Genomic DNA, 13,378 nt, shown 5'->3' with positions numbered 1-13,378 from the left:
CCCACATCAATGGTGACCCCTACGGGATTTGAACCCATGATACCACCGTGAAAGGGTGGTGTCTTAACCGCTTGACCAAGGGGCCATGTTTTAAATCAGGGCTTCTTGAAACCCGACATAAACTATAATACAAAATATTTTCCCCTGTGTCAACACTTTTTTTTATTTTTTTACTTATTTTAATTAATTTTTGTACAAAAACATAATTAATCATTAAGATTCGTATCCGTATAACCTATATACTCCATAATCATTAAAGCTGTATCCTCAATTGCCCTTTTAGTTACATCTATTTTCTTACAATTTAGTCTTCTTATAAGTTTATCTGAAAACTCCAGCTCTTGAAGTACCCTTTCTTCATCTGCATATTTTATATTAACAAAATGTTTGTGGTAACTATCCAATCTCCTCTTTCTTATTTCTATCAACTGGATTGGATCTATAGTAAGCGCTACTATTTTTTTTCTGTTAATTTCAAATAATTCTTTTGGAACAGGGACTTCAGGCATAAGTGGTACATTAAGTGCTTTTATGCCCTTATTTGCAAGATATATACATAAAGGGGTTTTTGAAGTTCTCGAAAGTCCAATCAATATAACATCTGCATATTTTATTCCAGCAGTATTTTTACTATCATCATATTGAACAGCAAATTCCATAGCTTTAATTTTTTTATAATATTGAGAATCTATCCTCCATACAGCTCCTGGCCTATAATCGGGAATCGTATTTAGTATTCTGGCAGCCATACTTATACATGGTCCAAGAATATTATTTATAGGTATACCACATTCAATACATCTTTGAGTTAAAAATTCTCTTACATCAACCAAAACTATAGTCGAAATTATAAACATATTTTCTTTACTTTCCAAATTATTTATAAAATCATTCACATTCTCATAACTTTTAATATAAGGTACTTTTTTCACCTGCACACCTTTACAAAATTGATATGCCGTAGCTCTAGCTACTTGCTCAGCAGTTTCACCAATAGAATCTGATACAGCATATATTGTTAACATATATAATCACCTCTTACAATATTTTTGTCTAATGTATTCAATTTTATCAGTATCATTAATTACATGATATCATACAATAATTATGTTGTATCAATAAAAGTGCACCGAATTGAAATATATTGTATAATTAGATTTGATTTATATTACGTAAGGAGTTGTTTCATTTGTTTCATGAGATAATTATAGTTGGAGCTGGCGCTTCTGGTTTAATGGCAGCAATTACTGCTAAAGACAGTGGTGCAGATGTTGCTATACTAGAAGGTAGTTCAAGAGTAGGAACAAAGATATTAACTACTGGAAACGGCAGATGCAATATAACAAACACTAAGACGAATTTACATAGATACCATAGCAACAACAAATTATTTTTTAAAGATGCACTTACACGTTTTACCTATAAGAACACTATTACCTTTTTTGAAACTTTAGGTCTTCCTCTTACTGAATTAGATGATGGTAAAATGTATCCATTATCTCTTCAAGCTTCTTCGGTTTTAGATATTCTAAGAATGGCTATAGATGACAGATCTATACCTGTTTATTTAAATTCCAAGGTAAAAAATATAATTCATGAGAAAAATAATTTTAAAATAATATCCAATGACGAAATATTTGAATGTAATAAACTCATAGTTTGCACAGGAGGTAAATCTGCTCCAAATACAGGCTCTGATGGATCGGGATTTTTATTTTGCCAAAAATTAGGTCACAGCATAGTTACTCCAGCACCTTCATTAGTTCAATTAAAATTAAAATATGATCACCTAAAAGCTCTATCAGGTATAAAATTTAATGGAATCTCTAAAATATTTGTAGATAATAAATTACAAAGAAGTGAATTCGGAGAAATACTTTTTACTGATTATGGTATATCAGGTCCTCCGATATTACAAATAAGCGGTATTGCTTCAAGAAACTTAATTAACAAAAGAAATGTAACTATAAAAATCGACATGTTCCCCCAGATTTCTAAAAATACGCTTATAGAGTTTCTTGAAAATCACTGGGGCTTGTTAAGTTATAGAAGCATTTATGACTCATTTATAGGAATAATAAATAAAAAAATTATACCTGTCCTTCTAAAGGAAGCCATGATTGATAATATGCATAAACCTGTATCAAGTCTTACCTGGAAAGAGAAGAACAGAATATATGATTTATTAAAATCCTGGACTTTCACTGTATATGATACTAATTCCTTTAAAAATTCCCAGGTAACATCCGGCGGAATAAATACTACTGAAATAAATCCATTAACGCTTGAATCATATAAGATAAAAAATTTATATTTTGCAGGAGAGATTTTAGATGTAGATGGAGATTGCGGCGGTTTTAATCTTCAATGGTGCTGGAGTTCAGGTTTTGTATCAGGAAGAAGTGCCGCTGAAAATTAATTCAGTTAGCACTTTTTTTATTTAGCCATATCGTCTGAATTATACAAAGCTTTTTATTTTCATTATTTGATATTTTATGAATTGCTATATATTCATCCTCTTTCTTTTTTATTTCGGTACATACATGTATAGTTTCACCATAAACAGCTTCTTTTTTATAGGTTATGTTTAAGTTTTTTAAAGAACATTTCAATACTATATCAAGAGGAACTGTTTCTATTGCCCAATCTACATATTTTACATTGTTTACGTGTCTGTTTGTATCTATATCGCTATACCTTACATCAAAATGCTTTTCATAAGTATATTTTTCAGGTAATTTAACTTTTTTTATTATAAGAGGTTTATTATCATCTTTTGTAATTCCATACATCGAATACATATCTTCAGTTATTTTTTTAGCTTTTCTTTTATTTCTATCTATAAGAAGCCATACTGATTTAGCCTTACATACAATATTGTCATCTTCATCAACGACATCAAAAATTCTATATGCATAAAATTCTCTAAGGGAATAAGCACTGGTTCTAACTCTTATTTTTTCACGAAACATAGGATATCTATATACATCTATATCCCACCTATAGAGTACCCAGGCCAATCCCATATCTTTCATATAATCAATACCCATTTCTATATCCTCAGATTGTTTAGTAGCCGTATCATCAAAATAATTCATAAGACTGGTTATAAGAAGTTCTTTTCTAAAATTTATTTCATAGTAATTAATTTCAAATTCTTTTTCAGAAACTAATCTTTTCATAAACTATTCCTCCTGATCTCAATAATACAACAATTCTATCATTAAAATTTAATACATACAATTCAATTATTATAAAATTATTGTAAAAAAACAACCTTTGACATTCTTGAAATCTATGTCAAAGGCTGCACAATATTTTACTACTTATATTACTACTTATAATTCAGATACCTTTATTGTCTGGTCTCTTCCTGGTCCAACAGATACTATAGATACCTTAGTACCTGTAAACTCTTCTATTCGCTTTATAAACTTCTTCGCATTTTCAGGAAGTGATTTGTAATCTCTAGCATCTTTTATGCTTTCATCCCATCCATCGAACTCTTCATATACAGGTTCACATTCAGCTAAATCTTCAAGACTTGCAGGTATATAGTCTATAACTTTTCCATTAAATTTATAACCAACACATGCCTTTACCTTTTTAAGTCCGCCTAGAGTATCAATTTTAGTAACTGCAAAGCTTGTAAGTCCTGAAACTCTGCTGCTGGTCTTAAGAATAACTAAATCAAGCCATCCACATCTTCTTGCCCTTCCAGTAGTAACTCCATATTCATGCCCCTGTTCTCTAATCCAGTTTCCAGTTTCATCATTTAACTCTGTTGGGAAAGGTCCTTTTCCAACTCTTGTAGTATAAGCTTTAGCTATTCCTACTGCTCCATTTATCATAGTAGGTCCAACTCCGGCACCTATACATACTCCACCTGCAATAGTGCTAGAAGAAGTTACATATGGATACGTTCCATAATCTATATCAAGAAGCGTTCCCTGTGCTCCTTCAAATAATATTTTTTTACCATTTTTTATATTTTTGTCTATCTCCACAGATATTTCTCTAACAAAAGGCTTTAGCTTTTCAGCATATCCACAATATTCCTTGTATACTGTTTCAAAATCTAATGGATCTCCTCCATAAACTTTGGTTATTATAGCATTTTTTACTTCCAGGTTTTTCTTCAAATTTTCATAAAATACATCTTTATGGAGCAAGTCACAAACTCTTATACCACTTCTTTCCATTTTGTCGGTATAACAAGGTCCTATTCCTTTTCCAGTAGTTCCTATATCTTTTTTACCTCTGGATTTTTCTTTAATACCATCCAGTATTTTATGATATGGCATAATAACTTGAGTTCTGTCACTTACCATAAGATTATCTTCAGTAACTTTAACTCCATTTTCTTTTAAATATTCTATTTCTTCGAAAAATGCTTTTGGATCTAAAACTACACCATTTCCTATTATATTTAATTTGTCTTTATAAAGTATGCCAGAAGGTATTAAATGAAGTTTATATTGTTTTTCACCTACTTCAACTGTATGACCTGCATTGTTACCTCCTTGAAATCTAACAACAACATCTGCTCCTTCAGCAAGATAATCTGTCATCTTTCCTTTTCCTTCGTCTCCCCATTGAGCCCCTAAAACAATAAATGCTGACATAAATCTTCCTCCTCTTATTTATACATCATATATATCAATCAAATAACCATATTCTATTCTTTATCTGATATATCTCTTGCAACAACAATTCCAGTTGTGGATGCTTGCATAAGTCCTCTTGTAATACCTGCACCATCACCTATGGTATAAAGATTCCTTATCTTTGTTTCAAATTTATTATTTGTTTCAAATTTGCTAGAATAAAATTTAGCTTCGACACCATAGAGCAAAGTATTTTTACTGTAAAGACCAGGTGCTACCTTATCAAAAGCTTTTAGTGCTTCCACTATAGATGTAAGATGCCTTTGAGGCAGTACAAAGCTTAAATCTCCAGGTACTGCGGACTTAAGTGTGGGAATAGTAGTTGATTTTTTAAGCCTTGAATAATCGGTTCTTCTTCCCTGTAATAAATCTCCAAGCCTTTGAACCATTATTCCTCCTCCAGTCAACATATTTCCAAGCTCTGCAATATACTTTCCATAAGTTATCGGTTTGTCAAATGGTTCTGTAAAAGACGTTGAAACAAGCACTGCAAAATTAGTATTTTCTGTTCTAAGTTCTTTTTCTGAATAACTATGACCATTTACAACTGCTATAGTTCCATCATCATAATGTTCTTCTGAAACCACACCGCCGGGATTCATACAAAAAGTTCTTACTTTATTATCAAATGTATCTGAATAATATACCAGTTTGGCTTCGTACAAATCTTTTGTAAGATGATCCATTATAGAATTAGGCACTTCCACTCTAACTCCAATGTCCACAGCATTATTTATAGTTTTTAATTTAAGCTTTTTAGACTGTGTTGACCACCATTCTGCACCGCCTCTTCCAGGTGCAACAACTACATATTTTCCTTTTATTTCTTCAGTTTTTCCATTCTTTTTTACCTTAACTCCATCTACTTTTCCGTCTTTAACCATTATTTCTTCTACATCTGTAAGTTCACTAAAATCAGTATTTGTATTTTTAAGCAGATGGCAATACATCTTTTTAAGGACATCATAAGCAAGCTCTGTTCCCAAATGTCTAACAGGGCATTCTACAAGCTTTATATTGTGCTTGCTGGATTCATATTTAATTTTGTCTATTTTTTCATTATTCAAACCATATACAGTTTTATTTGCTCCGAATTTCAAATAAATATTATCACAGTATTTTATTAACTTTTTGCATTCATCCTCTGAAAAATACTCTAAAATTCTTCCGCCAACTTCTGGACTTAAGGAAAGTTTTCCATCAGAAAAAGCTCCCGCTCCTGACCATCCAAAAGTAATGGAACAAGGATTGCATTTCACACATTTTCCTGTTATTCTTTCTGGGCATTTCCTATCTTCTATATTTCTACCTTTATCTATTATAATTACATCTAAATTTTTATTTAGCTTTGTAATCTCTAAAGCAGTAAATATGCCGGCAGGACCCGCGCCAACTATTATAATATCATATTTATTCTTCAAAACGCATCCCTCCTACATTATAGTATCAAAACCAGCAACTACAGTCAACAAAAATACGAATGTTTTTTTAAAAATATCTATTAAAATTCGTAATATTGAATTTTGCACTGCTTGCATTCCAGTGATATACTTATGATTATATTATATGTTATATAAAAAATATTAATTTAAGGAAGTGATCTATTTGTTTAATAGAGTACTTTTGATTGTTCTAGATAGTGTAGGAGCAGGTGAAGCACCTGATGCAGATAAATTTGGTGATTCAGGTGCAAATACTCTTGGTCATATATGTGAAAAAACCAACGTGAATCTTGAAAATATGGGGAAGCTAGGTCTAGGCAACATACTTCCTCTAAAAAGTATACCCAAAAATCCTAATGCTATAGGTGCTTACGGTAAAATGACTGAAGTATCTAAAGGCAAAGATACAACTACCGGGCACTTTGAAATTGCCGGACTGTGGATAAATAAACCAATGCCTACCTTTCCACATGGTTTTCCTAAAAACATAATAGAACCATTTCAAGCTGCTATAGGCACAAAAATATTAGGAAATAAAGTGGCTTCAGGTACACAGATAATAAATGAACTTGGAGATGATCATGTAAAAACAGGCTTCCCCATAGTATATACTTCTGCAGATAGTGTATTTCAAATTGCTGCCCATGAAGATATAATTTCGCCTGATAAACTTTACGATATATGTAAAATTGCGCGAAAAATTCTTACAGGTGAGGCTGCTGTTGGGAGAGTTATTGCAAGACCTTTTATAGGTACTAAGAACGGCAGCTATACAAGAACGGAAAGAAGAAGAGATTTTTCTATAAAGCCCTTTAGTCCAACAATTTTAGACAAGATGAAAGAATCAGGTCACAATGTATTTGCTATTGGAAAAATTGAAGATATATTTGCAGGATGCGGGATAACTGGAAAATGTCATAGTACAAATAATACAGCTGGAATAGATGCCATAATAAAAGCACTTAAAGATATAAAAGAAGGTTTAATTTTTGTAAATCTGGTTGATTTTGATATGCTCTATGGTCACAGAAATGATGTAGTTGGATATGCAAATGCTCTTAAAGAATTTGACACCAAGCTTCCAAATATAATATCTTCTTTAAATAAAAATGACCTTCTCATAATAACGGCAGACCATGGGAATGACCCAACTACTAAAGGCACAGATCACACAAGAGAATATGTACCTCTTCTTGTATACAGCCCTTCTATGAAATGCGGTGTAAATCTTGGAGTGAGAGATACTTTTTGTGATATTTCAAAAACTATAGCCGATATATTTAAAATTAGCGGCACAGGACATGGCACTTCATTTTTGAAGGATATCCCTGTTTAAAAGACAATAAAACTACAGAAAAACGTTCGTATCAATAACTAAATTATTTTAAAAGAATTTAAAATAAGCTGACACCCATTTATGAGTTGTCAGTTTATTTTTTATGATTTACTATATTGCAGAGTAACTGCCTTCATCAATAGTTAAATATTTTGAAGTATCATATCAGACTAAGTAAAATTTCAAAGACTAGCTACACATTTCAACTTTCAATTCCTCCATAAGCTTCTTCACCATGTTCTGTAATATCCAAACCTGCCTGCTCATCTTTTTCACTTACTCTTATATTGCTTACCGCGTTAATTACTTTGATTATGACAAATGTAACTACTGCTGAATATATAATAACGGATAAAATACCTATAATCTGAATCCCAATTAATTTTGGATTACCATGTATTAATCCATTTCCACCAGCTGAATTTATTTCCTTCCATGCAAATATTCCAGTGGCAATTCCTCCCCATATGCCTCCTACACCATGACATCCAAAAACATCTAATGCATCATCATATCCAAATTTACCTTTAATAAATGTAATAGCTATATAACATACAATTCCTGCAACTATTCCAATAATCAGTGAAGCTATAGGGCTTACAAAACCTGCACCTGGAGTTATAGCTACAAGACCTGAAACTATTCCACTTACAACTCCAAGAGAAGTTACTTTTCTTCTATAAGCAAATTCACAAACACTCCAACTTACAACTGAAGCTGCTGCAGAAGTATTAGTAGTAATAAACGCATTTAATGCCACACCATTTACAGCTAATGCACTTCCAGCATTAAATCCATACCATCCAAGCCATAGTAATCCAGCTCCCAAACATGTTAGAGGAAGACTGCTAGGCTTACCTATACTTTTTCTTTTTCCAAGCATCAATGCCAACACAAGACCTGATACACCTGAATTTATTTCAACTACATTGCCACCTGCGAAATCTAAAACCCCAAGATTTTTCAGCCAGCCTCCTGTTCCCCACATCCAATGAGCAACAGGATCATAAACTAATGTTGTCCAAAGTAGAAGAAATACAGCCCAGTGTATAAACTTCATTCTCTCTGCAATAGACCCTGATATAACTGCTGCAGTTATTATTGCAAACATGAGCTGGAATGCCATAAACGCCTGCTGTGGAATTGTACTTGCATAATCTGCATTTGGCGTAAACCCAACTCCTCTCAAGCCTGCAAAATTAAGACCTCCTATCAAGCCCCCAATATTTTTTCCAAAACATAGTGTATACCCTATAAATATCCACTGAATAGATATTATTGCCAGAGCTGAATAGCTATGAAGAGTACTATTTAACGTATTCTTACCTCTAACCATTCCTCCATAAAATAAAGCTAGTCCTGGAGTCATAACCATTACCAGCACTGTACTCATAATTACAAATACAGTATCTGATCCATTTACTCCACTCATAAAAAATACCTCCTCGTAAATTATATGTATATGTTTTCAAAGTTTTTTTAAAAAACTTATCTATATGATACTAATTCTTATACAAATTATCTATAGTAATATTAAAAATTTCTCAATTTATCATTTCTCATATGCCTATATTAGTAATTGTGAAATCTATATATTGATAATAACTTGGTATTTTGCATTAATTTAGGAAAACAATAGATATATGTGTAAATATATCAGAATAAAAATACAAAAAAAGCACTGGCAAAATGAATACATTGTCAGTGAAATATTTTTACGTAATCTAATTCTTGCAACCGTTGATATAACTGGTGCTCCTAACAGGAGTCGAACCTGCGACCTCTTGATTACGAATCAATTGCTCTACCATCTGAGCCATAGGAGCATATTACCTTTATTAATTGTAATATAAAAATGTACTTTTATCAAATATTTTGCCTATTAAAATTAATTTTTAATATCTACTGTACTTGAAATATTTAAATTTACGTAAAAATGGCTATATATTCTTAAATATTTTTATAATAGTAAATTAAATAGCTATTTATTAATATACCTATTTATAATGCCTTTAATTTTAATATTATGTACTTTGACTTTCTTTGACCTTTATTGTATTATAATAACTGTAATAAGGATCACTTAACAAACAAAGTATTAAAAAATAATATTTAATAAAATTCAAGGAGGTATGTATTATGTTTGATATGGTTCCATTTAGAAAAAACAATGATTTAAGAAGAGGTGACAACTTTGAAAATTTCGTTGATTCATTTTTCAATAACGACTTTTTCGCGCCACTTAATTTAAAAGGATTTGGTACTGGTTTTAAAGCTGATTTAAAAGAAACTGATACTGCTTACTTAGTAGAAGCTGACCTTCCTGGAGTAAACAAAGATTCAATAGATATAAATTATGATAATAACTATTTAACAATATCAGCTAAAAGAGAAGATAAAACAGAAGAAAAAAGTGAAAATTTAATAAGACGAGAAAGAAGTTATGGTGAATTTAGAAGAAGTTTTTATGTTGATAATGTTGATAAAAATGCTGTATCTGCTTCTTTCAAAAATGGAGTTTTAAAAATAAATCTTCCAAAATTGCAAAAAGGTTCTAAAGAAAATACTAAAATAGATATAAATTAATTTCGCCTAAACTAAGAACATACATCACATAAATTTTATTTGTGATGTATGTTCTTTAATTTAAAATAAATTTTTTACTCCTGATGTACCACATCAAGATTACCAAATTTACTAAATTGTCCGAGCCATGCCAATTTTACAGTTCCAGTTGGACCATTTCTTTGTTTTGAAATAATGCATTCTGCTACATTTTTGTCTTCCGTTTCTTTATCATAGTATTCATCTCTATATAAAAACATTACAATATCTGCATCCTGCTCAATAGATCCTGACTCTCTCAAGTCAGATAACATTGGTCTATGATCTGTCCTAGCCTCTGGAGCACGTGATAATTGTGACAGTGCTATAATTGGACACTCCATTTCTTTTGCCAGCGCTTTAATTGATCTTGATATTTCAGAAACTTCCTGCTGCCTATTCTCAGTGCTTCTTCCTCCACTCATTAATTGAAGATAATCTACAATTATAATATCTATTCCATGTTCTATTTTAAGCCTTCTACACTTAGATCTCATTTCCATAATAGATATTCCAGCAGTATCATCAATAAATATATTTGCTGCTGCAAGTGGTCCTGATGCCCTTGCGATATTTTCCCAGTCCTTGTCACTCAAATTACCTGTTCTAAGATTTAGCATATCTACATGAGCCTCTGAACACAAAAGTTTATATGCTAGTTGTTCCTTAGACATTTCTAAAGAAAATATAGCTACCTTTTTTCCTTCTCTTAGAGCTGCATATTCTGCTATATTAAGTGCAAAAGTAGTTTTTCCCATAGATGGTCTTGCTGCAACAAGTACCATATCTCCTTTTTGAAATCCTGAAGTTTTTGCATCTAATTCTCTAAATCCAGATATTACCCCTGTAGTTTCACCTTTATTATTGAATATTTTTTCTATATGTAAAAATCCTCTTTCAAGTACAGCATTCATAGGCTCAAAATCAGACGTATTTCTATCACTTGAAAGATCAAATATGGATTTTTCGGCTAAATCTACTACACCTGGTACATCATCCTGGCTTTTGTAACTTTCCTCTATTACTTTTGTACAAGATCTAATAAGTTTTCTAAGAGTAGACTTATCCTTTACAATTTTTATATATGATTGCAAATTTGCAGTAGAAACAACTGAACCTCCAAGTTCGCTTATATATGTTATTCCTCCTGCATCTTCCAGTTTATTTTTAGATTTTAAATCTTCAGTTAAAGTTATTATATCTACAGCTACATCTTTTTGATATAATTCTAATATCGATTGAAATATAACTTTATGTGCATCTTTATAAAAATCATCTGGATTTAAAGTCTCCATAGCCTGCGCTATGGAAGTTTTATCTATAAGCATCGAACCCATTACACTTTGCTCAGCTTCTATGTTATGTGGCATACTTCTAAGAGGTGCATCCATTAATCTCATCTCTCCTTAGACTAACTGTCAAAAACTATTTTTGTAAGATCTTCAATATTAGATACTGTTTTAATCTTTATATCATTAACATCTGTTGGAACCTCTTTTAAATTATCCTTAGGCACAACCATTAATTTTATTCCTTTTCTTCTTGCACCATAAACTTTTTCGAATATTCCTCCTACCGGCTTTATATTTCCTCTTAAAGATATTTCACCAGTTACCGCTATATCCTGTCTTAAAGGTTTATTTAATAATGCACTTATGATGCAAACCGTTATAGCTGCACCAGCAGAAGGCCCATCTATATTACCTCCACCTATAGCATTTACGTGTATATCATAATCTTCTATATCTTTGTCAGTTATCTTTCTTATTACAGAAGCTGCGTTAAATACAGAATCTTTAGCCATACTTCCAGCAGTATCATTAAACCTTATACTTCCTTTTCCTTTTTCTTTAGCTGGAAAAGCAACTGCTTCTATCTCTATAGTAGAACCTATGTACCCACTAACACCAAGTCCAAAAATATGTCCTACTTCATATTTTTTATTTATTTTTGTTTCTTCAAAAGGTACAAATCTTCCTATTGATATTACTTCATTTAAGTCTTTTAATGAAATTTTAACATTAGGTTTCTCTAAATTATCATCATTTAAACTCTCATTATATAAAACATATCCATAAACGTCAGATAAAATATTTATAGCTTTTCTTCCTTCAATAGTATATCTACTTATTGTTTCAGCTACTCCATCTTCCAACTCTATGTTAAGTTTTTTAGCTGCATTCTTTACTATATCCTGTATGTCACTTACTGTAAGTGGTTCAAAATAGACTTCTGTACATCTTGACCTTAATGCCGGATTTATTTGTCTTGGTTCCCTGGTTGTAGCTCCTATAAGTATAAAATCAGCTGGAGCTCCTTCTTCAAAAAGATACTTTATATACTTAGGTATATTTTCATCATCTGGATCATAATAAGAAGAAGAAAATTCAACTCTTTTATCTTCTAAAACCTTTAGAAGTTTATTCTGAAGCATCTCATCTAATTCTCCTATTTCATCAATAAATAAAATACCTCCATGTGCTTCAGTAACAAGGCCAGTCTTTGGTTCGGGCGTGCCAACTTCTGCTAGATCCCTTTTGCTTCCTTGATATATAGGATCATGTACAGAACCTAAAAGTGGATTTGTTATTTCTCTTGGATCCCATCTTAGTGTGGTTCCATCAACTTCAACAAATTTTGCATCTTTATTAAATGGAGTATACTTTAACTTTTTAGCTTCTTCAAGTGCAATTCTTGCTGCTGTAGTTTTACCAACACCTGGAGGTCCATAAAGTATTATATGTTGTGGATAAGGAGAAGCAATTTTAGATAATATAGATTGTATTGCCCTCTTTTGACCCACAATCTCATCAAATGATTTTGGTCTTAACAGATCTTGTATATTCTTATTTAGCTTTTTTGAATCCAATTTTTTAAGCTTGGCGTACTTTTTAAACGTCTTTGCATTTTCAGGACCTTTTTGCTTTTTTATAATTCCAATCCTAACCTCGTCCATATATTTTTCTTGTCTTTCCACAAGGTTTTTCTCTACTTGCTGTTCTATTTTATTTTTAACATATCTTTTTGTCAAAATATCTGCAAGCCACTTATCGGTATCTTCTAAAGCTTCATTTATATTTGATTCATCCGGTACTTGTGATAGTCCCTTTCCTTCGCTTGCAATTTTATTTATCGCATATAATTTATCGTACATATTACTGCTTTTTATATAATTTTGAAGTTTATACATTACAATTCTAGATTTTATTGTTCTTTCATTAATACTATTATTCATTATTTCATACAAAGTATTAATTTGACTTTTCAAAGGTATCCCATTGCTTTCTATTTCTTTATTTAATACATTAATAGATTTTGATTTCACCTAT

At 31.4% G+C, this 13,378-nt stretch carries 10 protein-coding genes and 2 tRNA genes; 3 read left to right on the top strand and 9 right to left on the bottom strand.

Features of this window, described 5'->3' with window-relative positions:
• Positions 1 to 10: 10 nt before the first annotated feature.
• Positions 11 to 85, bottom strand: a tRNA-Glu gene (locus J2Z42_RS13315).
• 121 nt (positions 86 to 206) lie between these two features.
• On the bottom strand, positions 207 to 1,025 hold the full coding sequence (locus tag J2Z42_RS13310; protein ID WP_209703262.1) for a pyruvate, water dikinase regulatory protein: 819 nt from the start codon (positions 1,023 to 1,025) through the stop codon (positions 207 to 209).
• Positions 1,026 to 1,189: 164 nt separating this feature from the next.
• On the opposite strand from J2Z42_RS13310, the gene J2Z42_RS13305 reads away from it, so the two are divergent.
• Positions 1,190 to 2,419, top strand: coding sequence for a BaiN/RdsA family NAD(P)/FAD-dependent oxidoreductase (locus tag J2Z42_RS13305; RefSeq protein ID WP_209703261.1), 1,230 nt, complete (start codon positions 1,190 to 1,192; stop codon positions 2,417 to 2,419).
• A gap of 1 nt (position 2,420) precedes the next feature.
• On the opposite strand, the gene J2Z42_RS13300 is transcribed toward J2Z42_RS13305, so the two are convergent.
• The 3 genes from J2Z42_RS13300 to J2Z42_RS13290 form a co-directional block, all read right to left on the bottom strand.
• Entirely contained in the window at positions 2,421 to 3,182 is a 762-nt protein-coding gene (locus J2Z42_RS13300; RefSeq protein WP_209703260.1) for an acyl-[acyl-carrier-protein] thioesterase, read from the bottom strand.
• 156 nt (positions 3,183 to 3,338) lie between these two features.
• On the bottom strand, positions 3,339 to 4,625 hold the full coding sequence (locus J2Z42_RS13295) for an adenylosuccinate synthase (RefSeq protein WP_209703259.1): 1,287 nt from the start codon (positions 4,623 to 4,625) through the stop codon (positions 3,339 to 3,341).
• A 53-nt stretch (positions 4,626 to 4,678) separates the two neighbouring features.
• A complete protein-coding gene (locus tag J2Z42_RS13290; RefSeq protein ID WP_209703258.1) occupies positions 4,679 to 6,088 on the bottom strand; it encodes an NAD(P)/FAD-dependent oxidoreductase in 1,410 nt (469 codons plus the stop codon).
• A gap of 184 nt (positions 6,089 to 6,272) precedes the next feature.
• Between J2Z42_RS13290 and J2Z42_RS13285 the strand changes: the two genes are divergently transcribed.
• Positions 6,273 to 7,445: a phosphopentomutase gene (locus tag J2Z42_RS13285; protein ID WP_209703257.1), complete on the top strand. Its 1,173-nt coding sequence runs from the start codon at positions 6,273 to 6,275 to the stop codon at positions 7,443 to 7,445.
• Positions 7,446 to 7,647: 202 nt separating this feature from the next.
• Here J2Z42_RS13285 and J2Z42_RS13280 read toward each other — a convergent pair whose 3' ends face one another.
• The gene (locus tag J2Z42_RS13280) at positions 7,648 to 8,877 is read right to left on the bottom strand and encodes an ammonium transporter (RefSeq protein ID WP_209703256.1); all 1,230 of its coding nucleotides are present in this window, start codon (positions 8,875 to 8,877) and stop codon (positions 7,648 to 7,650) included.
• A gap of 318 nt (positions 8,878 to 9,195) precedes the next feature.
• A tRNA-Thr gene (locus tag J2Z42_RS13275) sits at positions 9,196 to 9,271 on the bottom strand.
• Positions 9,272 to 9,584: 313 nt separating this feature from the next.
• On the opposite strand from J2Z42_RS13275, the gene hsp18 reads away from it, so the two are divergent.
• Positions 9,585 to 10,031, top strand: a complete 447-nt coding sequence (gene hsp18 / locus J2Z42_RS13270) for a heat shock protein Hsp18 (protein WP_209703255.1) — start codon at positions 9,585 to 9,587, stop codon at positions 10,029 to 10,031.
• Positions 10,032 to 10,105: 74 nt separating this feature from the next.
• Here hsp18 and J2Z42_RS13265 read toward each other — a convergent pair whose 3' ends face one another.
• Both J2Z42_RS13265 and lonC read right to left on the bottom strand, forming a co-directional pair.
• Positions 10,106 to 11,440: a replicative DNA helicase gene (locus tag J2Z42_RS13265; RefSeq protein WP_209703254.1), complete on the bottom strand. Its 1,335-nt coding sequence runs from the start codon at positions 11,438 to 11,440 to the stop codon at positions 10,106 to 10,108.
• Between the two features lie 20 nt (positions 11,441 to 11,460).
• The gene (gene lonC, locus J2Z42_RS13260; protein ID WP_209703253.1) at positions 11,461 to 13,374 is read right to left on the bottom strand and encodes a Lon family ATP-dependent protease; all 1,914 of its coding nucleotides are present in this window, start codon (positions 13,372 to 13,374) and stop codon (positions 11,461 to 11,463) included.
• Positions 13,375 to 13,378: the final 4 nt, after the last annotated feature.

The organism is Clostridium algifaecis, from assembly GCF_017874415.1.
GTDB lineage: Bacteria > Bacillota > Clostridia > Clostridiales > Clostridiaceae > Clostridium_B > Clostridium_B algifaecis.
Note: the sequence above shows the minus strand (reverse complement) of the source record. Positions and strands in the feature narration are given on the sequence as shown.